Source organism: Allofustis seminis DSM 15817 (genome assembly GCF_000374325.1).
GTDB classification, from domain to species: Bacteria; Bacillota; Bacilli; order Lactobacillales; family Carnobacteriaceae_A; genus Allofustis; species Allofustis seminis.
Map to the genome: position 1 here is coordinate 284,822 of NZ_KB894079.1, position 25,184 is coordinate 310,005.

The window sequence follows — 25,184 nt, forward strand, 5'->3', positions numbered from 1 at the left end:
TGCGATTGCTGCAACCGTTGTGCCAAATTTTTGTGCAATTTGAGACAAAGTATCACCTGAAACAACGGTATAAGTATTGCTCGAAGTGCTTGGTGCACTTGGAGATGGTTTTGCTTGTGGCGCTGGTTTTGTAGACGGTTTTGAAACTTGGTCAGATGTTTGTGTATGACTTGTATTTTCAGAAATGGTATCAAATCGCGTTAAATTATACATGCTAATAATATTATTTAATTTTGATGCATAAGACGGATCTGTCGCATATCGTCCTTGTAACCACTGCGTAGCGTCCAAGTAGCTATTCGCATTTTCTCTCCAAGCTCCTTTATAATAATTAGGATCCCATGAGGGGCCATTGCGCAAAACATTCGCATTATCTTGAAGTGATTCAGCATAACTTGGATATTTTCTAAAATCAGCATTTACTTGGTACCAGCCATTGCTTGAAGACCATTCACTCGTTTTCATTGTTACGGATTGGCCATTATAATTTCCTTTAATTCCAAATAAATTATAGTTCGGTGCTTTAGATAGCGTACTTTGACCAAATCCAGATTCCAAAGCGGCTTGTGCCACCATGACCGATGCATATAAACCATTTTTATTTGCAACTTGACGAGCATGTTCCCCAACAGTTGAAATAAATTGGTCACGTGTCGTAATTTGAATAGTTGATGAATTTGATGGTGTAACACTACCATTTAATCGTAATACTTGACCAACGTAAATAATATTAATATTTTGAATATTGTTCAATTTAGCTAATGTTCCAACTGAGACATCGAACTTTCTAGAGATGGCATTCAAAGTATCTCCTGGTTGAACAACATAGGTACTAGCTCGAGAAGAAGTGCGTGCAACCATTAAAGGAGATGCCGACTTAGCAGCTGCCACAGTTTTAACTTCTTTTTTCACTTCAGGGGCTGCTTTTTGTTCTGATTTAGTATCTTTTTGTGTGATTTCTTCTTTATGATCTATTTCTTTTATGTTCTCATCATGCGATTCATCGACTACTACTTCTTCTTTTGATGTTGTTTCATTTGATGAATCTACATGAGTAACAGTTGATTCTTCGACTACTTCATCTACTTCTTCAACGTGGTCATTATGGCTAACTTCTGTAACACTTTCTTGGGTATTTTCAACAGATTCTATTTCCACAGATTGATCTTTTAAGTTAGCATCAATAGCCACATGTTCTTTTAATTCATTGTCATTAAGTAATTTTTGTGCATCTGTATCAATTGTCAGCTTTTCCTCATTGTTGTCTTCATGTGAAAGAATTGTCATTTTTTCAAAATCAATTGCAACAGGATATTCCTCTTCTAATAATGATGTCACTAAATTAAATAATTGCTCAAATACTTCAACTGAGGTTTTTTCCACATCAATCAACTTTTTAAAATCTTCGCCAATTGCTTTCGTTAAAGCTTCAACTAAGAGTTTTTTTACGGCTTTCATTTCTTCATTTTCAGAAAAATTAGCAGATGCATCCTCATGATCAGCTTCCGCAATAGTATATACATGTTCTTCTAATTCTTCTAATTTTTCTAAAATTTCTGCTTTATTCAGTGCTTCTTCAGCATGCACTTGATGGTTAAAAGCAGAAAGCGCAAGTGTACTTGCCAGTACCCCAGCTGATAATGAATATGCTACTTTCGTCATTTTATTCAATTTGTCCACGGCAATTCCTCTTTTCTGGTATGATATGAATGACATTTATCCATTTATTTGTACTGCTATTATACAAGTTTTAAACCGCTTTACAATAGTGTTTTCAGTAGTTTTCATTAAATGTTAGATTGCCGTAACATGAAATAAACCGAACAGAGCAAACGTTTTTAGTAGCCTTTTTTATATTAAACACAATAACTTGTAAAATGCATCTAAAAATACCGAACACTTTAATCATTTCATTTTAAAAATCATATTTTCAAATGTTACAGGAGGAGATACAATGTTACAAAAACCGTTACATTTTAATCATGACATTTTAAAAGAATATATACGCCCTGGCGACCATGTCATTGATGCAACTGTCGGAAATGGAAATGACACCGTCTTTTTAGCACAATTAGTAGGTAAAGATGGAAAAGTTGATGGATTTGATATACAAGCACAAGCCATTGAAGAAACGGGAAAAAAATTACTTCTAACAGGACTAGCACAGCAAACAACTTTGCATCATATGGGACATGAAAATATTAAAAAAATCATCAATGAAAATCATTCAATTGCAGTTTGCATGTTCAATTTGGGTTATCTACCAAAAGGTGACAAAAGTATCATTACCCTTCCAGAAACGACTCTTTCAGCCCTAGAACAATGCACTGCCCTTTTAAGAACTAAAGGAGTACTTTCGATAATGGTCTATCATGGCCATCCTGGCGGTGCAGAAGAAAAAGATGCCGTACTAACATTTGCCCAACATCTACCTCAAAAAGAATTTACAGTTTATAAATACGAAATTTTAAATCAAATGCATTGCCCTCCTTTCCTACTTCTCATAGAAAAAAAATAAAAAAACGTCAACTTTTATCCTCTTTCAACTAAAAAGAGAATTTAAAAGTTGACGTTTAATTTTATTCATATATTACTCAGATTTAATATATGTTTCTCCTAAAGCGTGCGGTGATTCTGATTTACCAATAAATCCTACCAAAATAATAATTGTTAAAATATATGGTAAGATCTGTAAAAATACAGGTGGAATCGCTTGAAGTGCTGGAATAACAGATGACATTGCGGATAAACTTTGGGAAAAGCCGAAGAATAATGCCGCCCACATCGCACCCACTGGGTTCCATTTACCAAAGATCATTGCTGCCATTGCCATGAATCCTTGACCAGCAATCGTAGCGCTTCCGAAGTTTCCTTGAATGGCTTGCGCAACCACAGCGCCCCCCATTCCTCCTAGGAATCCAGAAATCAAAACGCCCGAATATTTGTAGAAATATACATTAATTCCAACAGATTCTGCAGCTTTTGGATGTTCTCCTACTGAGCGTAATCGAAGTCCAAATCTTGTCTTAAATAAGACAAACCAGCTAATCAATGCTAAGGCAATCCCCACATAAGCAGGAAGTAATATGCTACTGAATAAAATAGGTCCGATAAATGGTATTTTATGCAGTAGTGGAATATTACCCGTTCCAAATGTACGTGCTATTGGCCCTGTTTCTCCTTTGTTGAAAATCATACGCGTTAAAAATACAGCCAATCCAGGCGCAGCTAAGTTCAACACTGTACCTGAAATAATATGGTCCGCGCGGAAATTAATTGTCGCCAATGCATGGATCACTGCAAATAAAATTCCAACGAGCCCACCGAATAACATTCCAATCCAAGGCGTACTTGTCCCTAGCGTTGGATACATCAAAATATTAAAAACAGCACTTGAAAATGCTCCCATAACCATGATGCCTTCTAATCCAATATTAACGACACCACTGCGTTCAGAGAAAGTACCGGCTAGCGCAGTAAAGATTAGAGGCGTTGCATATGTAAGTGTGTTTGATACGACTAAATGCAATAATGTTACAACATCCATCTTTTCCCCTCCTAATCCTTACTGAACCCAAATTTTTTCATCAAGATGCGGATAATATAGCTTGCACCAACAAAGAATATAATAGAGGCAATTACAACATCCACTAATTCGTTTGGAACGCCAGCTTGGCTCGGCATAAATGTTGCACCTTGTTTTAATATACCAAATAAGAAACTCGATGCAAAAATTCCATAGGGATTACCCATACCTAAAAGTGCTACCGCAATACCATCAAATCCTTGACTTGGAATACTGGATTGAGTGAATAAATATTTAAAGGTTCCAATACCTTGAATTGCACCGCCTATGCCTGCAACTCCGCCAGAAATTAACATTGAAACAATAATATTTCGTTTAGCGCTCATTCCAGCGTAACGTGCTGCTTCTGCATTCAATCCAACTGCCTGCAACTCAAATCCTCGAACTGTATGATCCATAAATATTTTGTATAAAATAACGAAAATAATAGCGAGAATGAAGCCGATATTAAGTCGGGAGCCGTTTGTTAAATCGCTTAAAAATTTTACGCTTAAGCTAGTGTTGTCTCCTACAAATCCTGTCTTACTACCGGAACCAATCACAAAGTTCGTCATGTAGTTAGAAATCAAAAGCATCGTATGGTTCAACATAATCGTAACGATCACTTCACTTGTACCAAAATAGGCACGTAAAAATCCGGCAATCCCTGCATAAAATGAACCTGCAATCATCCCTACACCTAATACAAGAGGTACCATTAAAATTCTTGGAATACTAGGGAAAGCTAAAGCAAATGTTACAGATGCTAGCCATCCAAATAAGAATTGACCCGCTACCCCAATATTAAAGAATCCAGCACGACTTGCTACCGCAAATGCTAGCCCAGTAAATGTTAATACCGTCGCTTGCACTAGTGCTTCACCAAAGAAATAACGATTGGTAAATACACCAACAAAAAGTGCTTCATAAGCCGCAAGTGGGTTGTAGCCAAAAGCTAGCATAACAATTGCTCCTAATATAAAGCCAAATAATATTGAAAAGAAAGGAACCGCTGCTGTTTCAAGAAAGCTTTTAGATTTAATTTGATTCATCAGTCATCTTCTCCTCTCTTTCGTATTTTTTTGAATCGGTATCTTCAAGTGATGAACCTGCCATTAATAAGCCTAGTTCATTTTCATTTGTTTCTTTGGCATCTACAACGGCCATAATTTTTCCTTCATACATTACGGCGATACGATCAGAAACATCCAAAATCTCATCCAATTCAAAACTCATTAATAAAACTGCTTTTCCTTTATCGCGTTGTTCTACAAGTCGTTTATGAATAAATTCAATCGCTCCAACGTCCAATCCACGAGTCGGTTGTGCTGCAACAAGTAAATCAGGATCACGATCAATCTCACGTGCAATGATTGCTTTTTGCTGGTTACCACCCGACAGATCACGTGCAGGGTTTTCTTCGGAGCTCATACGAACATCAAATTCATCAATTAAGCGTAGCGCATAATCTTTAATTTCTTTATCTTGCATAAAGCCATTTTTGCTGAATGGTTCTTTATAATAAGTTTGTAAGACCATATTTTTTTCTAATGACATATCAAGAATAAGTCCATGTAAATGTCGGTCTTCTGGAATATGTGCATAACCGCTTTCAGTGATTTCTCTTGGAGTCATATTCGTAACATTTTTCCCTTTTAGATGAATTGTTCCAGATTTTACTGGCATCATGCCTGATAAGGCTTGAACAAATTCACTTTGTCCATTCCCATCAATTCCTGCCAAACCTAGAATTTCTCCGCTACGAATTTGTAAACTAGTACCATCAACAGCATTTAAACCTCTATGATCTTCCACAACCAAATCTTTCACATCTAAAATGACATCGCCTGGATGTGATGGACCCTTCTCAACATTAAAGTTAACAGCGCGTCCAACCATCATATCAGCAAGTTGTTGTTGCGTTGTGTCTGCAACATTTACAGTACCTGTCTTTTTACCGCGACGAATAACAGTACAACGATCAGCTACCGCCTTAATTTCGTCCAACTTATGCGTAATAATGATAATAGAGCGTCCTTCTGCAGCCAGCGCACGAATAATATTCATTAATTCTTCAATTTCTTGAGGAGTTAATACTGCTGTAGGCTCATCTAGTATTAAAATTTCTGAGCCTTTATACAAGGCTTTTAAAATTTCTGTACGTTGCTGCATTCCTACCGTAATATCTTCAACTTTTGCTCTTGGATCAACGGAAAGGCCGTAACGATTCGATAATTCTTCGATTCTTTTTTCAGCCGTTTTGGTGTCAATATATCCAGCGTTATGCTCTTCGCGTCCGAGCATAATATTTTCTGTAACTGTAAATTTATCTACAAGCATGAAATGTTGGTGAACCATTCCGATTCCTAACTCATCAGCTTTATCCGGAGAATCAATCACTACTTTTTCTCCCCGAACTTTTATCTCGCCAGAAGTAGGTTCGAATACACCGCCTAACATATTCATTAATGTAGACTTACCTGCACCGTTTTCTCCAAGGAGCGCATGAATTTCACCTTTGCGAACATGAAAATTAATATCTTCATTCGCAGTGAAATTTCCAAATATTTTGGTAATGTTGTTCATTTCTACAACATTTTCAATGTTTTCCACTACAATGCCTCCTTCATATTATATATTTATATATGTACGAATAAATATTAATATGTAAAAAGCGCTAGCTTTCAGGCTAGCTAGCGCTTATTACTACCTGAATACTTATCTTAAAATAATAATTGAAGTGAAATTAATTTTGGCTATAGGTAAATTCAGGCACTTCAATTTCGCCATCAACGATAAGTTTTTTAGCTTCTTCAACAGCTTTCCAAGCTTCATCTGATAGATGTCCGCGGCTTAAACCAACACCGTCGTCTTTCAATCCATAGACAACTTGTCCGCCTTTAAATTCACCTTTCATAACATCGTTAGAGGTTAGTTTAATGGCTTGTCCTACTTGTTTCAATGCAGAAGTAAGTGTCAAGTTACCGCCTTCATATTCACCTTCAGCTTCTTGATCACGGTCAACCCCGATAACCCAGATTTTTTTACTGCTGTCTGCTTGCATGCGGTCTTTTGCTTCGTTAAATACGCCATCTCCAACTGCTCCAGATGCATGGAATACCACGTCAGCACCACTTGAGAATTGTGAAGCTGCAATTTGTTTACCTTTTGCAGCATCTTTAAAGCTTTCTGCGTATTCACTATCAATTTTAATTTCTTTTCCTAATTTTTTAGCTGCCCATTCAACACCAGCTTTATAGCCAGTTTCGAAACGGTCAATGATAAATCCTTTTTCTCCACCAATAAAGCCAACATGGTTAGTTTCTGTTGTGTATGCAGCTGCAACCCCTGCTAGGAATGAAGATTCATGATCTTTAAATCCTAGAGAAATTACGTTTGGAAGATCGACAAAGCCATCTACGATACCAAAATGTTGGTCTGGATGTTGTTTTGCAACCTCTTCTAAAGGTTCTGCTAGCAAGAAACCAATCGCATAGATGATATCATAACCATCATTTACTGCTTGCTGTATATTTGGAATATATTGGTCAGCAGCATCAGATTGAATATATGTTCCTGAACTCTGAGGTAAATTATTTTCTTTTACCCATTCTTGTACGCCTTCCCAACTTGATTGGTTAAACGAACGGTCATCTACCCCACCAGTGTCGGTGATCATCGTAATTTTGAAGTCGCCTTCACCAGTATTATCTTTTCCTGCATCTTTGTTAGCATCTTTATTGCCACAAGCTACTAAAACTAGTGCAGATGTACCTAAAAGCATTAAGCTCTTCCAGTTTTTCATCCGTATATACCTCCAATGGTTTTATAGACGTCAGGATATTTTCCTTCCGCTATAATTATAATAGCATTCAATCGTCAAAAAAGAAAGCAGTTTCAGGATTATTCTAAAACTTTTCTTCACAATTATAGGTGTAAGCGATTGATATACGTACATTGTTTCAATCTATCGCTTTTAATAACACAAAAAGCGAACAAAATTTGCTCACTTTGTGAAATATTTATTTATTTTATTTTTATTTATTCTAATTCCGAATGATTTTCTTTTCTTTTTTCTAAAAAATTTTCATCAATTAATACTTCTCTCGGTTTTGGTCCTTCTTGTGGTCCTACAATATGGTGAGCTTCCAAATCATCCATCAAACGTGCTGCACGATTGTAGCCCATTCTGAAGCGACGTTGCAACAATGAAATACTTGCCGTTTCCATTGATTGAACCAATGCTACCGCTTCTTCAAAATATTCATCTTTCTCATCTGCTGCATTTTGTTGCTCAGGTTCTTTTGGAATCATATGTTCCACATAGCTTGCATCTTGTTGACTCTTCACGAAATCAGTAATCGTTTGAACATCTGCCTCAGAAATAAAAGCACCTTGAATTCTTTCTGGTCGACTCGCTCCCATCGGTTCAAAAAGCATATCTCCTCTTCCAAGTAATTTTTCTGCACCATTTGTATCTAAAATGGTTCGCGAGTCTGTTCCACTAGAAACGGCAAATGCCATTCTTGATGGAACATTAGCTTTTATAAGCCCTGTAATGACATCAACACTCGGACGTTGCGTTGCCAAAATCATATGAATGCCTGCCGCACGTGCCATCTGTGCTAATCGAATAATTGCATCTTCTACTTCTTTTGAAGCGACCATCATCAAGTCTGCTAGCTCATCTACAATAACAACAATATAAGGAAGCAGTGGAGGTGTTTCTTCTCCTTTTGCACGAAGTCTCTTTAAATATTGATTATAACTTTCTAAATTTTTTGTGCCCGTTTTTGAAAACAATTCATAGCGTTCTTCCATCTGTGCTACGACATTTTGCAATGCTCTAGCAGCTTTCTTAGGATGAGTAACGACTGGTGTCAATAAATGCGGAATACCATTATATGCACTGAGCTCGACTTTTTTCGGATCAATTAACATCATTCGCACTTGATGAGGCTTAGCTTTCATTAAAATACTAGAAATAATTGTATTAATTGCAACAGATTTTCCCGAACCGGTCGCCCCTGCAACAAGTAAGTGTGGCATCTTTGTTAAATCTGCAGTTGCCACATGACCACTTATATCTCTTCCGATAGGTACTTCCAATAGATGTTCGGAAGTTTCTTCTGAAACCGCCTCGATAATGTCTTTAAAATAAACGGTATTCACATTGGAGTTCGGTACCTCAATCCCAATCAATGACTTGCCAGGAATTGGCGCTTCCATACGAATATCTTCTGCTGCCAGCGCAAGTGCTAAATCATCTGTCAAATTAACAATCCGACTTACTTTAACACCTGTGGCAGGTTGGATCTCATATTTTGTCACTGCTGGGCCAAGATTAGCTTTGACAACTTTTGCATCCACACCAAAGCTAGCAAATGTTTTTTCTAAAATTTTGATATTTTTTTCAATCGTTGCATATTCGCCTGATTGATCTACAGCTTTTGTTGCAGCTAATAAATCAGTGGTTGGTAAGACATAATTTTCATTTTCATCTTCCCAATCGTCCATGATTTTAATCTCACTATCATCTTCATCTTCTATTTCTAATTCGGCTACTTCCGCCATTTCTTCAGCCGTTAAAATGCTTCCTCCTGTAATTTCAACATGATGAATATCATCATTTGAAGATGGGGATTCTTCAATGCTTTCCTTCGACTCTTCTTCATTTTGCACTGAATTATGCGAGACTTCATTCGGTTGATGTTGTATCATTCCACTGACATTTTCTCTAGCCCAGCGTGCCATGATTTTTAGCCCTTGCCAAAGTCGAGTACTCAGCCACTTCAGAACAAAATTAATATTGCGGAAGAAATGCTGATATGAAAATTGCCCTAAATTCATAATCCCAACAAATAAAAAAAAGGCCATCAATAAATATGTTCCTATATTAGCAAAAAGTAAATAACTTAAAGAATAAAATCCTGCACCAATCATACCGCCACCTAACGATTGATTCGTTGAAATACCTTTAAATTCTTTTAAGAAAAAACGCCATGTCGCCGCCACAACATTAACTTCGCTATTCATAATCGGTTTAAAAAGTTGTAAATGAAGAGCAATTAAAATGGCTAAATAAATTAATATGACACCGAACCAACGTTTTGATCTAAATTTAAAGTGGCTACCATTGAGTAAAATATATCCTCCTAAAAAAATTAAAAGGAGTGCGATGGCTCCATATGTTTCCCCAACAAATAATCGTAAAATATTTGCGAAAACATGACCCATCATACCAAATTTACCAATCGCTAATACACTTATAAATACAAAGAAAATTCCAATAATTTCGATCGGATAATTTCGTTGTTTTTTTCGTTTTGCTGCCATTTCAAATCTCCTTATCCAAATCCCAAACTCTCTAATAGTATACCACGCCCATCTATATTTCTCATCTTTTGAAGTGATAAATGCTGTGTTTTGACGTTCTTTTCAATAATCTTTATTATAAGACTAGGAGGCGATTACTTTGAAAAATTATTTCCAAGATTTATTAAATGCGACAGAATCTACGCAATCATTAAAAAAAATATTTTTTACAAATGAATATTCAAAAAAGAATCCACTATTAAAAATAAAAGCAACGATTTATGGTAGAGTTCAGGGAGTCGGTTTTCGCTATACGACCGTCATATTAGCAGAACAACTAAAAGTTAATGGTATCGTTAAGAATTTGCCAGATGGATCGGTTTATGTTGAAGCTTGTGCAGACCAAAAATCTATCGAAAAGTTTTTGCGTGGATTGGCTAATGGTCCTTCTCCTGCAGCAGAAGTTGAAAAAGTAGAAGTTACTTATGATAATGCTATTCCAGACTATTCATCATTTAAAACAGTATATTGAAACTGGACATCAAACATAGTAAAATGAAAGAACATTTTAAAAATAACAATTAAAGGAATGGAAACTGTATTGAATAAACAAAAATTAATAAATAAAAAAATTGCATTGTATACCATGCTTCCAACAGCACTCTTATTTTTATCAGGCTGTATGCGACTTGATAAAGATGGAAATCCGAGTGGCTGGATGTCAGAATTGATTTATAATTATCTCGTTATTCCATTAAATGGCTTTTTACATTTTTTAGCGGGACATTTAGGTAGCTATGCTTTAGCACTCATCGTTCTTACGATTATTACACGTGTTATTATCATCCCTTTGGGCATCAAGCAACAACGTTCAATGATTGAATCCCAAGTAAAGATGGAAAAAGTCAAACCGCTAACTGATGAAGTACAAAAATTGATAAATGAAACAAATGACCCTCAACAAAAACAAATGTTGCAATTGGAATTGGCAAAAATTTATAAGCAATATGGTATTGGAATTGGAAATCAACTGGCTGGGTGCTTACCACTATTTTTGCAAATGCCAATTTTTGTGGCCATCTTGCATGTTGTTCATCATTCACAAGAAATTGCTAATGCTACTTTTTTAGGCATTCAATTAGGACAACGAAGTGTTATTTTAGCGATACTTGTTGGACTTATTTATTTTATCCAGTCCAAACTCATTATCCCACCAACTTCTAAAGAACAACAAAAAATGAACAATAGTATGGCACTGACCACACCTATTATGTTTTTATTTATTTCATTATCAGGGCCTGCAGGATCAGCACTTTACTGGCTAATTGGTGGACTTATTGGGATTGCTCAGCAAGTCGTTATTAATCACTATTATCGTCCAAGAATTAAAGCAGAGGTTGAAGAAAAATATAAAGACTTATCAGTTGATATACCCGCTGGAATTAAACAAATGAAAGTCGAAAATTCTGCTCCGCAGACAACTTTTGCACAGAAACAATCTAATCGAAAACGTCGCAATGAAGGAATGCAAAGAAGAAATCGTAAAAAATAATGCAACAACATTCCTAAAAATCAATTTAAGAGATGCGCATATTTTAAATGCACATCTCTTTTTATTATAATTTTCACCCTAAAAAACAGTTCTAAAACAAAGGAGTGTTTTATTTTTAGAAGAATTTTTCATAGAACATTCAAAATCAATATTTATCAAATAAGCGCCCCCAAATATTGACCATCATCAATATTAGAGAGCGCTTTATTTTATTTATAAATCTAAAGTTTTATAAAAATTATGATCTATGCAACATCTTTATTTTTGGTCTATAAAGGACTGAACATCACGTGCAATCATCAACTCTTCATCTGTCGGAATCAATAATACCGCGACTTTTGAATCTTTTGTCGAAATAATTGTTTCTTTGCCACGAACATTATTCGCATCTTTATTAATTTCAGCACCGAATAATTTGAGCTTGTTCACAATATTCTCACGCATTACTGTAGCATTCTCGCCAATTCCTGCCGTAAATATCAAAACATCTAGCCCACCCATGGTCGTTGCATATTGCCCGATATATTTTACGACACGATCTTCATAAATATCGAGAGCTATTTGAGCACGATGGTTTCCAGAAGCAGCTGCTTCTTCTATATCACGCATATCGTTAGAAATTCCTGAAAGGCCTTGCAATCCTGATTCATAATTTAAGATATGAACCATTTCATTAATATCTTTAATTCCTTCCTTATTCATAATGTAGCCCACAAGTGAGGCATCAATATCACCACAACGTGTACCCATAGTCAGTCCAGCAAGTGGCGTGAATCCCATTGATGTATCAAAAGATTTTCCTTCTTTGATCGCTGTAATTGATGAACCATTTCCTAAATGGGCGCTGACTATTTTTAATTCTTCTAATGGTTTATTTAAAATTTCCGCTGCCCGATACGAAACATAACGGTGACTCGTTCCATGTGCTCCATATCTTCGTGCCCCATATTTTTCATAATAATCAAATGGAATACTATATAAATAATTGACTTCTGGCATCGTTTGATGAAAAGCTGTATCAAAAACCGCTACACTAGTTGCTTGTGGCAAAATATGTTTAAAGGCTCGAATTCCCATAGCATTTGCGCCATTATGTAACGGTGCAAATTCAACAATTGATTCAATCTGATCAATGACATGATCATCCACTTCTACAGAGTGCTGAAATAACTCTCCCCCCGCAACAATACGGTGCCCTACACCTGTTATTTCTTCTAAATTTTCAATAATATGTAATGCTGTTAAATTATCTAATACTTTTTCAACTGCTTTTTCATGATCGATAATTGGCAAAATTTCACGATATTTTTCACCGCTACCTTTTTCAATTGAAAAAATTGCATCATCTTGGCCAATTCTTTCCACTTGACCACTAGCAAGTACTTTTTCTTCTGGCATTTGATATAATTTCCATTTCAAACTTGAACTGCCAGCATTAATTGCAATAGTTTTTGACATAATATTCTCCTTCAATTATTATTTATTATTTTCTTTCCAATTTTTCATTTGTGATAAGAACTCTTCCATCTGTTGAATCTCTTTAAATTCAGGAATCTGTGTCACCAAGGTCTCTAATTGTCTCGCATGTTTTCCATGTTTTTGCAAAATTAAAATTGATTTTCGTGAACGTTCATTCAAAAACAAATTATATGGCAATTCAATTATTCCTTGAATATAGCTATTCTGCTGTAGTGCACTTAATAAACTACTTGTTGTATCATCGTTTAAAACGAATGTTGGAACGATATAAAAAGCAAATCCCTCATCTACAAGATAACTCAGCTGTTGTTCCATTAATAAATAATGGCTATAAGAATGCCCTTTTGCAAAAGATGTTTGATAATTACTCGCATTTTCATCATCAGGATAATACCCAATGGGCAGATCACTTACAATAATATGAGCAGGTTTCATATAGATTGGGCGCAATGCATCTTGCAATAGCAGATGACATTTAGTTTTTTGAAAAGCACCACTTGTCGCAGCCAGAGATAGCATTAATTCATCATTGTCAACGCCTGTAAGATCCACAGAAATATCTTTCATTGTCAAGTAATGATGAATTGTATAAAGTAAATTACCACTACCTGCTGCCAAATCTGCTAAATGAATGCGGCCTTTAACCTGTGCAAAAATCTCAATAAAGTATGCCACTAAAAATCCAATTGAATCTGGTGTCATCTGATAATTAGGTTGAATAGCATCTTCCTTAATAGCCTTCAATATTGCAAGTTGAACACCACGACGAATGGTCTCTGGTTCTAAATCATTAGGAATTTTTGCATATATATTTTGAAGTATTTGGACACTCTCTTGGTCAAGGGTGTGATATTCTTCAGGAAGATCACCTTTCCCAATAATATTTTCCATTGATTCAATCAACGCTTCTAAATAACTATACCCTAATTTATTTTGAATCATTTGACTACTTTTATCTAATTGATGAAATAAAGCCATCTCTTTTGCCACAACATTACCCCACAATCTTTTTGATACATACTTTATTATTTATTTTAACGAAAATTCACAATCTTCACAAATATAAAAAAGGCCTTACGTCTGTAAGGCCTTTTATCATTAAATGATTAAGCTTCTTCCGCAACAGGGTAGACAGAAACTTTTTTATGTTTACGACCGAGTCGTTCAAAGCGAACGATTCCATCAATTTTTGCAAATAAAGTGTCATCTCCACCGCGACCTACATTTTCACCTGGATGAATTTTTGTTCCGCGTTGACGATATAAAATTGATCCACCAGTTACCCATTGTCCGTCGCCTGCTTTAGCGCCTAAACGTTTAGACTGTGAATCACGACCGTTTGAGGATGAACCTCCACCTTTTTTCGTTGCAAAAAATTGTAAATTCATTTTTAACATCTTCGTTGCACCTCCACTATCTCTCTGGATTTCTTGATTCGTCTATTTTTATATTAATTCTTACATCATCAGGATTTTCTTCGGCAATTGCTTGCAATCCAAAAAACAACTGATCCACTAATAATTGCCGATACTCTGCTAATTTTTGGTCAATCGGACGTGTTAAATCTAAGTGAATAATACCGCCTTCTATTTCATCTGCGAAGCAATCATTTTCAGCAATTGCTTTTATTGTTTCTAAATAATTGACATTAGTCAAAACTAATGATGATATCGCAGCACATAGAATATTTTGTCCACTCACTATAGAGCCTGCATGTCCTTTGATCGTATAGCCTAAAAAAATTCCTTGATTATCTTGTAAAAATGTGGCGTGAATCATTCATACTCACACTCATTAAGCATTGATGGCTTTAATCATCAATTTTGTATACGGTTGACGGTGACCTTGTTTACGATGAGAGTCTTTGCGACGGTGATAACGATACGTTACAACTTTTTTGCCGCGACCATGTTTTACAATTTCTGCTTCGACAGATGCCCCATCAACAAAAGGAGCTCCGACTTTTGCATCATCGCCACCTACAAACAATACTTCATCTAGAGTGATCGTTTCGCCTGCTTCACCCGCTAATTTTTCAACGAAGATTTCTTGTCCTTCAGTTACAGTGAATTGTTTTCCACCTGTTTGAATAATTGCATACATCTTTGCTGCACCTCCTATTTTTTTGCGAATCGTCACATTCGCTAATCTAAGACTCGCCAAGGCAAGTGGCCAATTTGGCACTTGAAACTTACCGATGTGCGGTTGTAGATGTGGTGCGACACAAATACAACACTAGAATAATAGCAAATATAACCTCTCGTTGTCAACTTCTATTGACCGAAAAATAAAAAAAGATAAAGTTTCAAAAACTCTATCTTTCCAATAATTATTCTTAATTAAACACGTTCAACTTTTCCTGATTTAAGAGCACGAGTAGAAACCCAAACGCGTTTAGGTTTACCATCTACCATCACACGAACTTTTTGTAAGTTTGCTTTAAAAGTACGTTTTGATGAATTAAGTGCGTGGGAACGATTATTTCCTGAACGAGCTTTTCTTCCTGTGAAGTAGCATTCTTTAGCCATCGTAGATCCTCCTCCTCAATCACCTAACTTATAGGCCATTTATAGTACCAAAAAATAATATCATAATTTAATAGACATTACAAGGTGATTTTACATAATAATTTTACGCTTCTTACTTTTTAATGCACTCCGTCGCGTGTTTGGAGAACCAATATGGTACCCTCATCAAATGATATATTACAATTGCGACTGACAAATTCATTACTGATAAATGCTCGTGGATAATCCAGGTCCGTAGCTTTTAAATTATATTTTGCACCAGAAATCGTCAAAGCTCGCACTGGTGTAAGCGTAATAATCGAAAAATAAGTAAATCGTTTATCAAAATGTAGCATATGGTTACCCGGAAGATAAAATTGTCCAATGTTATGATCATCCACCCAACGAATTTTTTGGATATAATTTTTGAATTTCGGCTGATAAGCTAAGTACATCACGCTTAAAAAATGATCCACGCGTCCACCATTCCAGCCATACATATAAATGTTATGAAGTTCCGGATAATTTTCGATAACCCAAGAAAGTGCAAGTTCTGTATCTGTATCATCTTTTTCACTAGGAAATATTTTAACTTCCTTTGATCTTGATTGAATAAGTTGAAGCTCTTCTTTACACACCGAATCAAAATCGCCAATTGCCAAATCGATGGAATATCCTGCTGAAATCAAACGAAATGCCCCGCGATCAACTCCAATGAGTTGATCTTCTGAAGAATACATATTCAATTCAAAATTTGGTGAAAGAACTCCACCTAAAACAAGATGTATATTCATTTACTATACCTCTTTAAGAGATTGAATCTGTTGCGAAACTGTTTTATTCTTCGTGCTAAATACATAGCTGCCTGCAACAAAAACTTCTGCTCCAGCATTGGCACATAGTGTAATTGTTTCTTCATTGATCCCACCATCAACTTGAATTAAATAATGGTAATCATTTTTTCTTTTTGCTTGTGCAACTTTACGAATTTTGGCAGTCATTGTATCAATAAATGTTTGCCCACCAAATCCCGGATTGACAGTCATGATTAGAACTAAATCCACAAGAGGTAGCAACTCTTCAATTGCGGAAAATGGCGTTCCTGGATTTAAAGAAACACCTGCTTTAGCGCCTGTATCTTTTATCATTTGAATGGCTCTAAAAATATGCGGCGTACTTTCGACATGAACTGTAATATAGTTGGCACCCGCTTTTGCAAATGAATGAATCATTTTTTCGGGACATTCAACCATTAAATGAGCATCAATCGGTAATTGCGTATGCGGACGAATTGCCGCAAGGACGCCAGAACCAAATGTTAAATTAGGAACAAAATGCCCATCCATCACGTCATAGTGGATCCAGTCCCCTCCAGCAATCTCTACATTTTGCACTTCTTCTTTCAATTTTGAAAAATCAGCACTCAAAATTGAGGGCGCTATTATTCTCATGGTTTACTCCTTACTAATATTTTACTTGTTGTCTTATTTCATCTAGAAAATTTAAATAATTTTGATAACGGAATTCGGAAATTTCATTTTGAGCGACTGCTGATTTAATTGCACATTTCGGTTCTCGGTCATGCAAGCAACCAGTAAATCGGCACATATCCCGTCTGCATAGCATCTCGGGGAAATATTCTGTTAGTTCCACTTGTTCAATTCCTTCAAAATTTAGCGTACTAAATCCTGGAGTATCTGCAAATTCTCCACCTAACAATGGAAGCAATTCGATAGTACGAGTCGTATGTTTGCCTCTACCGAGCGCTTGGGAAGTCTGACCTGTTTTCAAATTCAAATTTTCGTCTAGTAAATTTAATAGTGTGGACTTCCCTGCACCTGATTGTCCCATGAACATGATGGTATGTTGATTAAAATCTTTTGCAAAGGCATTTTTAATTTTTGAGATTGCTTCTTCCTTACTAGGCTCATCAACTGCAATGACATGGTAGCCAATTTTCTCATATTCATAAACTATATCTTTTACCGCTATTTTCTCATGGTCATTTGCGATATCCATCTTCGAAATATAGATAACGGGCTGAATATGATTTTTCTCTAAATGGACTAAAAAGCGATCAAGCAACGCTGTTGATAACTTAGGGTCGACAACTGATGTGACAATTACTCCTACATCGACATTAGCAATCAGCGGGCGTGAAAGTTCATTTTTTCTTGGCAAGACTTTGGTCAATGTCCCTTCTTCTAGGTTATCACTTTCAAATTCAACATAGTCACCTACGACTGGTGTCACCTTTTGAAGGCGAAATACTCCTCGAGCACGTGTTTGATATATCTGGTTGTGTGCATCTTTTATATAATAAAAGCCGCTAATCGCTTTAATAATTCGTCCTTTTTGCAACGGCTCACACTCCTTATTATGGACTCACTGTACTTTCTTCAATTAATTCCCCATCGCGCAAAATACGGTAACGGGCGCTTTCCCCTTCTTTGACTTCAAAGTTAATTTTGTGTGTGGTATTTTCCTGAATATAAAATTCATACGCTAATTCATTAATTGAATGATCAGCATCTTGAATGAAAACTTCTATATGGTTGCTCACTTCATTGGAATCACTTGGTTTTTTAAAGGGTATATTGACAGTTGTAGAAAAGCTATCAACCGCTTTTTCTTTTTTGCCAGAAGATAGATAAACTGTCAAATGTGATCCTGGATGCATTGCGCTACCTGCCTCAGGTGAATGCGAAACAACTTGTCCTTCTGAAACATCATTTGAATGCGTCTGTTCAAATGTGACATTAATGCCATTTTCATTAGCATATTTTTCAACATAATCTTTTGTATAACTCTTCAAATCTTTTAATGTGAATTCCTTACTTTCAGGACCACTACTAATCGTAAATTGCACAACATCTTTTCCAGGACGCACTTTTTTACCTGGGTCAATACTTTGTGCCATTATTTTACCGACTTCATATTCATTGCTTGGGGATTCTTTTGTCTTCACTTTAATATTTAAATCCGTAAGTTCTGCACGCACTTCTTCATAATTTTGCCCAATATAGTTTTTCAATTCAGGATATTTACTAATATACAAATTGATATGTTGCGATTTTCTTACGGTAGTTCCTGCTTTAGGATCGGTGCGAATAATTTTTCCATCTTCAATTTTCTCAGATGTTTCTTCAATTGTTTTGCCGGGTTCAAGGTCTAATCGTTTTAATTCTTCTACTGCTTCTTCATATGTCATATTTTGCAAATTAGGAACAGCAATCTCTCCTGGGCGACGTAAAAACATCACTGCAAGTCCTAAAATACCTAGTAACAAAATGAATGCCCACCAGTAGCGTTTCAAAAAGTTTTTTTGTTTTTTTGTTGCTTCTTTATTTTTATTTTTCTGGTTAAAAATTTTCGCTTCTTTCAATTGATCTTCTGTTAAAGGAGCCATGACGCGTGTTACATCTTCATTGATATCTCGTGCTTGGAATTTTGGTTCATTAGCGCGTTCAAAATCCAAAGATGTCGCAAGATCTTGGCGCATCTCATCAATAGATTGATAGCGTTGTGTGGCATCTTTTGTTGTGGCTTTTAATACAACATTTTCAAGTGCTTGAGGAATTGAAGGATCGAGTGCTCTCAAGGAAGGAATTTCATTTTGAAAATGTTTTAAAGCAATGGATACAGCAGATTCTCCATCGAAAGGAACTTTTCCTGCTAACATCTCATAAAGCAAAATACCTAAAGAATAAATGTCCGACTGTTTTGTTGCAATATGTCCTCTTGCTTGCTCTGGTGATAAATAGTGTACAGAACCGAGCAGAGAGTTCGTTTGAGTAATTGAATTTTGCGAAAGTGCAACCGCAATCCCAAAGTCCGTAATCTTCACATGACCTTCTTTATCAACTAAGACATTATGCGGTTTTAAATCACGGTGAATAATCCCACTGCTATGAGCATAACTCATCCCATTTAAAATTTGATCCATAATATTCAAAGCTTTTTCGGGAGGTATCGGGCGATTTTTCTTAATATATTCATTTAAATCCATACCATCCACAAACTCCATCACAATGTATGGATACTCACCTTCGCCTACATCATAGATACTTACAATATTTGGATGAGTCAGTTCGGTCGTTGAAAGTGCTTCTCGGCGAAAACGGCGCAAACTTTCTTCGTCATCGGTAAAATCAAATGCCAATAATTTGATTGCCACATCGCGCTCCAAAATTAAATCGCGAGCTAAGTACACATTCGCCATTCCGCCAGAGCCGATTTTTTTAATAAGCTCATAACGACCACTAATTCGACGATGAATCATCTGTCGCCCCCCCCCTGTTCTATCAGACTTACCGTAATATTATCTGAACCGTCATTATGGAGGGCACGTTGGATAAGTTTTTGTACTTTTTCATCATTTGAATGATCCTCAAGGCATAAAATCTGTTTCATTTCATTGGTTGTAACGAAATTCGATAATCCATCTGAACATAATAGAACATAATGAAATGCATGATACTCAAGCGGATAAAAATCCACTTTAATTTCTTCATTTGCTCCAAGAGAGCGTGTCAACATATGTTGATTAACCAAATTTTTGGCTTCATCATGCGTAATTTCACCTGTTTGTTCAAGTTCTTCAATTAAGGAGTGATCTGTTGTCACTTGATGCATCTGATCATCTTTATAAATATAAGCTCGACTATCGCCCACATTAATAATAAGCACGCAATCTTTTAAAAAGAATGCTGCAACAATTGTCGTTCCCATTCCTTTTAAATCATTATACTGGTCTGCCGCTTCTAAAATTCGATCATTTTCTTGATTGATCACTGTTTGAATCCATTCTTTTAAATGGGGATCAGCACAAGAATCAAATGAAACATTTTGCCAATGATGCCCTAATTGAGAGACAGCCATTGCACTGGCGACATCGCCCCCTTGATGACCCCCTAGACCATCGCATAAGAAAGCTGCTAGGTAGCCTTTTTCATTATAAGAAGCTTGGGCATAGTCTTGATTATTTTTTCTCTTTCCCACATGAGTAGCTGTTGCATATTGCAAGAGACTCACCTCACAATCCTTAGTCACTTATTTTTTTGAATTTTTGAATGAAAAACCCGTCTGTTCCAAAGTCGTGTGGATATAATTTTATTTGTCCTAGTGCTGTTTGCAGGTGCTTCACATTCGCATTATTAATTTCTACTTTTTCAAAATTAGGATGCTCTTTCAAAAAATCATTTACTGTCATTTCATTTTCTTTTGTTAATATGGTACATGTTGAGTATACCAGAACACCTTCCAATTTAACCATCTTCGCAGCACTATGTAAAATATTTAATTGTTGTTGATGTAAGCTTTCAATAATATCACTTGTTACATGGTAGCGAATTTCTGGTTTTCGGCGAATTAATCCTAATCCAGAACAAGGTGCATCAACTAGGACACGATCAAACCCTTCATCGCCAAATCGTTTTGAAAGCTCTGTGCTATCAGCAACACATTCATGCACTACATCTTGAACATGCATCCGCAAGGCATTTTCTTTTATTAATTTCACTTTATGGGGATGAATATCTACTGCGGTAACACATCCACCATTTTCTTTAGACAAAAATTGAGCAATATGTGTCGTTTTCCCGCCAGGTGCTGCACAAGCATCTAATACATGATGATGTTTTTTTAAGTCTAGCACTTCAGCTACCAACATTGAGCTTTCATCTTGAATAGTAATTTTCCCATCTTCAAATAAATGTGTATGAATAGGCAATCCACTATGCCCTATAATTCCAGAAGGAGCGATCTGACTCAAAGCAGCATGATAATTTTCGATTTGCAATTGTCTAATGGCTTCTTCACGTGTTATAAATTTTTGGTTGACACGAATACTCATTTTTGCTGGTTTATTCAATGATTTTGTCAATTTTATAAATTCATTCATGCCAATTTCAGAAATGAGCGTCTTTACTAACCCTATAGGCAAATTATATTGAATCGATAATCTTTCATCTTCATTTTTAATTTTTGAAGCATCGGGTGTGCCCTGCCGCAAAAAATTGCGTAAGACGCCATTTACTAAACGACTGATTCCTTGATGACCTCGAATTTTTGCAATCTCAACAGCTTCACTGACAACTGCATGCGATGGAATATTTTGAAGATATTCTAATTGATAAAAAGATATTCGAAATAGTTGCTTTACCCATCCCTCAAGTTTCTGAGGCTTTTTTATAAAATGATCCATAATAAAATCAAGCATCAATTGATGTTGTAAGGTGCCATAAACTAATTCTGTTAATAATCCACTATCTTTTTCATTGACTTGTTTATTTTTTATTTTAGCATTTAACAACAAATTGCTATAAGCTTTTTCTATATCAATGGCTTCTAATATATCAACTGCCACATAGCGAGCACTTTTTATTCTTTCTTTCTTATTCAAATCTTTCGCCCACCTTAATAGGAGCCCCTGCTAAATATTCTGCAACTAACATCTGTCTTTTTCCAGCAGGTTGAACTTTTAAAAGAGAGAGTATTGTCCCTTCTGCAGCAGCTACCCATAATTCTTTAGAATCTCTTTTTATGATCGTGCCACTTGGCTTATCCGTCTTCTCATCAATAATATAACTATCCCAAAATTTAAATCTTTCGCCATGTAAGAGTGCATATGCGCCAGGTCGCGGGCGAAGTGCACGAATAAGATGATGGATCTCCCTAGCGGTAGCGGACCAGCGAATGCGTTCTTGTTCTTTCGTGATACTTGGAGAAAAGCTCACTTCAGATTCATTTTGTGGAACAGAGGCATTCGTTTTTTCAAAAATGGTTGGCAAAGCTTCCATTAATGTATCGCGCCCTAAAATACTTAATTTTTCAAAAAGTGTTCCTGTATCATCGTCCTCAGTAATCGGAATCTCCGCTTGAGCGATCATATTCCCTGCATCCATTTCCTTTACCATATACATAATGGTTACGCCTGTTTTTGGGTCACCATTTTTTACTGCATAGTGAATGGGGGCAGCTCCACGATATTTCGGCAGTAAGGAGGCGTGAACATTTATTGCCCCAAAGGTTGGTGCCTCTAAGAGTTTAACAGGAACAATTTGCCCATATGCTGCTGTTACAATGAGATCTGGTTGTAACGAAATAATTGCCTCTACCGCTGAAGATTTTCGAATGCGTTCGGGCTGAAATATAGCAATCTCATGCGCTTTTGCCAGACATTTGACTGGACTTTCAACTATTTGTTGTTTACGTCCTACTTTCCGATCTGGCTGTGTTACAACTGCAACAACTTCTAAATCTGGCGATTCAATCAGAGCTTTTAAGATTGGAACTGAAAAAGTCGGGGTCCCCATAAAAACAATTTTTTTCATCAATTTACTCCTCTACATAAAATTCAATGGATGGTTATCAATCATCACGCGCAACCCTTTTGCATACTCTTTTTGCGAACTTTCTAAAATATGAAGCAATGCTTCTTTTAATTTAGGTTCTGCTTTATATTTAATAATCACTTGGAAATAATAAAGATTATTAACTCTGGCAATTGAACGTGGACTAGGTCCTAAGATAATCGATTGCTGACTTAACTGTTTTCTTAAGTATTCCGCAAGTTCTTGGGCTTTTTTAGCTGTAACTGCTTCTTCTTTATGCGATACTTCAATCTTTGCCATGAAATAATAAGGACTATAATGTCCTAAGTGTCTAAAGTGCATTTCATGCAAATAAAATTGTTCGTAATTTTGTTCTTTTGCTAATTGTATTGCATAATGATCAGGATTATAAGTTTGAATAACAACTGAACCTGGAATCTTACCGCGTCCTGCCCTTCCGCTGACTTGCATCAATAGCTGAAATGTTTTTTCGGCAGAACGAAAATCTGGAATCCCCAATGCCGTATCCGCATTTAATACCCCAACAAATGTAACATTAGGAAAATCTAGCCCTTTTGCAATCATTTGTGTACCTAGCAAAATATCCGCTTCATGATTACCAAATTTTTCTAGCAAGTCGTCATGTGCACCTTTTTTTCGCGTTGTATCTACATCCATTCGCAAAATTTTAGCATGCGGTAAAAATTGCTGCAATTGTTGTTCTACTTTTTGCGTACCAGTGCCAAAATAGCCAATATGATGCCCTCCACAATGCGGACATTGCGTTGGAAGAGGCATTTCAAATCCACAATAATGACATTTTAATTTATTATCATGAAGATGATGTGTAAGAGAAATATCGCAATTTGGACATTGCATCATATCACCACAATCACGACACATTACAAAATTGGCATAACCTCTGCGATTAAGGAAGAGAACGGCTTGCTCATTATTTGCAAGCGTTCGATTTAGCTGTTGTGCCAACGCTCTTGAAAAAATAGTGAAATTGCCTTCTTTCATTTCTTCACGCATATCGACAATTTCTACTTTTGGCAAGGGCATATTTGTTGCACGTTTTGTAAGCAATAAGTGTTTAAAAACTCCTTTTGATGCACGTGCTCTCGATTCTAGACTCGGTGTTGCACTTCCTAAAATTACTGGACAATGGTGGTAAGCTGCCCGCCACAGTGCGACATCGCGCGTATGATAGCGAGGGTGTTCTTCTTGTTTATAGGTGCCTTCATGTTCTTCATCCATAACAATAAGTCCAATATTTTTTAAAGGAGCAAAGACACTTGACCGTGCACCTACAACTACACGTGCTTTCCCTGTCTTTATTCTGCGCCATTCATCATATTTCTCACCTTCAGATAAGGCACTATGCATGACTGCAATTTGGTCACCGAAACGACTCTTAAAACGATAAGCCATCTGTGGCGTCAAAGCAATCTCAGGAACCAGCATTAAGGCCCCTTTCCCAGCATCCAGTGCTTGGGCAATTGCTTGTAAATAAATTTCCGTTTTGCCACTGCCCGTAACACCTTCTAATAAAAAAGTGTCTGCGCAATTTTTATCCATCGCCTTTATAATGCGGTCATATGCTTTTTTTTGTTCATTATTCAAATTCAAAGGAGAAGAAGGCTCAATTTTCTTGTGCTGGTATGGATCGCGCAAAACTTCGACCGTTTCAATTATGCCCCATCCTTTAGCTACTGCCGCTTCAATCACATGGCGTGATATTCCTTCTTGATCCCTCAAGTCATTAACTGACAACTGCTCTCCTTTTTCTTTTTTTAATAAAATTTCAAGCAACTGCTGTTGACGAAAAGCTCTTTTGGTAAGCTTTTTTTGTTCTTGTTTCAATTGATGCGCATCCATTATAAGTTCAAAATAGTCTGCCGTTTTTTTGGTTATAGAATCTGTTACCTCATATTCAAAACGAACATATTGGTTCTCTTTTAATTTTAGTATTTGTTGCTCCAAGTGTTGTTGTTCTACTTGTTCCCAAGAAATTCTGCCATATTCATTAAAAATTTCGGGTAACTGTTTTAAATCATGTGTTGTTGGAATAATCCATTTTTTGTAATGTGCACGCAAACTTGCTGGCAACATTGTAAGATAACAGCTAATCAAAAAACTGTAAGTATCTGTGGCCATTTGACGACCTAATTGAACAAGCTCTTCTGTCAGCACTGGTTCGGGATCCATCACACTCTCGATTGTTTTCAGCGATGTATCCATTAAAATTTCATCAGAAAGCTCAATAATAAAGCCTTGAACTTTTCGATGCCCAAAAGGCACGATAACGCGTCCACCAATTGCAACGATATTTTGCAAATTTTCCGGGACAGCATAACTATATGCTTGATTCGTCTGCATCGTGGGAACATCTACAATAACATGTGCAATTTGACTCATATTCTCACGCC

23 protein-coding genes and 1 other annotated feature are annotated in these 25,184 nt (G+C 36.3%); of the genes, 3 read left to right on the top strand and 20 right to left on the bottom strand.

Going from position 1 to position 25,184, the window contains the following annotated elements; all coding sequences use genetic code 11:
• Positions 1-1,680 (bottom strand): glucosaminidase domain-containing protein (locus C231_RS08765; RefSeq protein ID WP_018658860.1); only part of this gene is annotated, 1,680 nt, incomplete at its 3' end.
• A gap of 274 nt (positions 1,681-1,954) precedes the next feature.
• Here C231_RS08765 and mnmM point away from each other — a divergent pair.
• Positions 1,955-2,518: a tRNA 5-(aminomethyl)-2-thiouridylate-methyltransferase MnmM gene (mnmM, locus tag C231_RS0101340; RefSeq protein ID WP_018658861.1), complete on the top strand. Its 564-nt coding sequence runs from the start codon at positions 1,955-1,957 to the stop codon at positions 2,516-2,518.
• 72 nt (positions 2,519-2,590) lie between these two features.
• On the opposite strand, the gene C231_RS0101345 is transcribed toward mnmM, so the two are convergent.
• The 5 genes from C231_RS0101345 to C231_RS0101365 form a co-directional block, all read right to left on the bottom strand.
• On the bottom strand, positions 2,591-3,547 hold the full coding sequence (locus C231_RS0101345) for an ABC transporter permease (RefSeq protein ID WP_018658862.1): 957 nt from the start codon (positions 3,545-3,547) through the stop codon (positions 2,591-2,593).
• Between the two features lie 11 nt (positions 3,548-3,558).
• Positions 3,559-4,617, bottom strand: coding sequence for an ABC transporter permease (locus tag C231_RS0101350; RefSeq protein WP_018658863.1), 1,059 nt, complete (start codon positions 4,615-4,617; stop codon positions 3,559-3,561).
• Positions 4,604-6,184 carry an ABC transporter ATP-binding protein gene (locus tag C231_RS0101355; RefSeq protein ID WP_026314286.1) on the bottom strand — a complete coding sequence of 527 codons (1,581 nt, stop codon included), beginning with the start codon at positions 6,182-6,184 and terminating at the stop codon, positions 4,604-4,606. Before C231_RS0101355 ends, C231_RS0101350 begins: the two co-directional genes overlap by 14 nt.
• Positions 6,185-6,311: 127 nt before the next feature.
• Positions 6,312-7,370 (bottom strand): BMP family lipoprotein, encoded by a 1,059-nt coding sequence (locus tag C231_RS0101360; RefSeq protein ID WP_018658865.1) that lies wholly within the window; start codon positions 7,368-7,370, stop codon positions 6,312-6,314.
• Between the two features lie 236 nt (positions 7,371-7,606).
• Positions 7,607-9,901 carry an FtsK/SpoIIIE family DNA translocase gene (locus C231_RS0101365; RefSeq protein WP_018658866.1) on the bottom strand — a complete coding sequence of 765 codons (2,295 nt, stop codon included), beginning with the start codon at positions 9,899-9,901 and terminating at the stop codon, positions 7,607-7,609.
• 139 nt (positions 9,902-10,040) lie between these two features.
• Here C231_RS0101365 and C231_RS0101370 point away from each other — a divergent pair, with 139 nt between their 5' ends.
• Together C231_RS0101370 and yidC are read left to right on the top strand one after the other, a co-directional pair.
• Positions 10,041-10,412 (top strand): acylphosphatase, encoded by a 372-nt coding sequence (locus tag C231_RS0101370; RefSeq protein WP_018658867.1) that lies wholly within the window; start codon positions 10,041-10,043, stop codon positions 10,410-10,412.
• 69 nt (positions 10,413-10,481) lie between these two features.
• Positions 10,482-11,432, top strand: a complete 951-nt coding sequence (gene yidC, locus C231_RS07545; RefSeq protein ID WP_018658868.1) for a membrane protein insertase YidC — start codon at positions 10,482-10,484, stop codon at positions 11,430-11,432.
• 258 nt (positions 11,433-11,690) lie between these two features.
• Here the strand turns inward: yidC and C231_RS0101380 are convergent, their stop codons facing one another.
• The 14 genes from C231_RS0101380 to priA form a co-directional block, all read right to left on the bottom strand.
• Positions 11,691-12,890, bottom strand: coding sequence for an acetate/propionate family kinase (locus tag C231_RS0101380; protein WP_018658869.1), 1,200 nt, complete (start codon positions 12,888-12,890; stop codon positions 11,691-11,693).
• An 18-nt stretch (positions 12,891-12,908) separates the two neighbouring features.
• Complete coding sequence (locus tag C231_RS0101385; protein WP_018658870.1) at positions 12,909-13,901, bottom strand: class I SAM-dependent methyltransferase; 993 nt, start codon at positions 13,899-13,901, stop codon at positions 12,909-12,911.
• A 116-nt stretch (positions 13,902-14,017) separates the two neighbouring features.
• Positions 14,018-14,308 (bottom strand): 50S ribosomal protein L27, encoded by a 291-nt coding sequence (gene rpmA / locus C231_RS0101390; protein ID WP_018658871.1) that lies wholly within the window; start codon positions 14,306-14,308, stop codon positions 14,018-14,020.
• Between the two features lie 16 nt (positions 14,309-14,324).
• Positions 14,325-14,690 carry a ribosomal-processing cysteine protease Prp gene (locus C231_RS0101395; RefSeq protein ID WP_018658872.1) on the bottom strand — a complete coding sequence of 122 codons (366 nt, stop codon included), beginning with the start codon at positions 14,688-14,690 and terminating at the stop codon, positions 14,325-14,327.
• A 15-nt stretch (positions 14,691-14,705) separates the two neighbouring features.
• Entirely contained in the window at positions 14,706-15,014 is a 309-nt protein-coding gene (rplU, locus tag C231_RS0101400) for a 50S ribosomal protein L21 (protein ID WP_018658873.1), read from the bottom strand.
• Positions 15,015-15,053: 39 nt separating this feature from the next.
• Positions 15,054-15,128: a sequence feature (ribosomal protein L21 leader region), on the bottom strand.
• Positions 15,129-15,250: 122 nt separating this feature from the next.
• Entirely contained in the window at positions 15,251-15,439 is a 189-nt protein-coding gene (gene rpmB, locus C231_RS0101405; protein WP_018658874.1) for a 50S ribosomal protein L28, read from the bottom strand.
• A 119-nt stretch (positions 15,440-15,558) separates the two neighbouring features.
• Positions 15,559-16,212 (bottom strand): thiamine diphosphokinase, encoded by a 654-nt coding sequence (locus tag C231_RS0101410; protein WP_018658875.1) that lies wholly within the window; start codon positions 16,210-16,212, stop codon positions 15,559-15,561.
• 3 nt (positions 16,213-16,215) lie between these two features.
• Complete coding sequence (rpe, locus tag C231_RS0101415) at positions 16,216-16,869, bottom strand: ribulose-phosphate 3-epimerase (protein WP_018658876.1); 654 nt, start codon at positions 16,867-16,869, stop codon at positions 16,216-16,218.
• A gap of 13 nt (positions 16,870-16,882) precedes the next feature.
• Positions 16,883-17,779, bottom strand: a complete 897-nt coding sequence (gene rsgA, locus C231_RS0101420; protein ID WP_018658877.1) for a ribosome small subunit-dependent GTPase A — start codon at positions 17,777-17,779, stop codon at positions 16,883-16,885.
• Between the two features lie 16 nt (positions 17,780-17,795).
• Positions 17,796-19,700, bottom strand: a complete 1,905-nt coding sequence (pknB, locus tag C231_RS0101425; protein ID WP_018658878.1) for a Stk1 family PASTA domain-containing Ser/Thr kinase — start codon at positions 19,698-19,700, stop codon at positions 17,796-17,798.
• Entirely contained in the window at positions 19,697-20,443 is a 747-nt protein-coding gene (locus C231_RS0101430; RefSeq protein ID WP_018658879.1) for a Stp1/IreP family PP2C-type Ser/Thr phosphatase, read from the bottom strand. The genes pknB and C231_RS0101430 overlap by 4 nt, the downstream gene beginning before the upstream one ends.
• A 19-nt stretch (positions 20,444-20,462) precedes the next feature.
• Entirely contained in the window at positions 20,463-21,821 is a 1,359-nt protein-coding gene (gene rsmB, locus C231_RS0101435; RefSeq protein ID WP_018658880.1) for a 16S rRNA (cytosine(967)-C(5))-methyltransferase RsmB, read from the bottom strand.
• Complete coding sequence (fmt, locus tag C231_RS0101440) at positions 21,814-22,752, bottom strand: methionyl-tRNA formyltransferase (protein ID WP_018658881.1); 939 nt, start codon at positions 22,750-22,752, stop codon at positions 21,814-21,816. The genes rsmB and fmt overlap by 8 nt, the downstream gene beginning before the upstream one ends.
• A gap of 12 nt (positions 22,753-22,764) precedes the next feature.
• Entirely contained in the window at positions 22,765-25,173 is a 2,409-nt protein-coding gene (gene priA, locus C231_RS0101445; RefSeq protein WP_018658882.1) for a primosomal protein N', read from the bottom strand.
• Positions 25,174-25,184 lie beyond the last annotated feature (11 nt).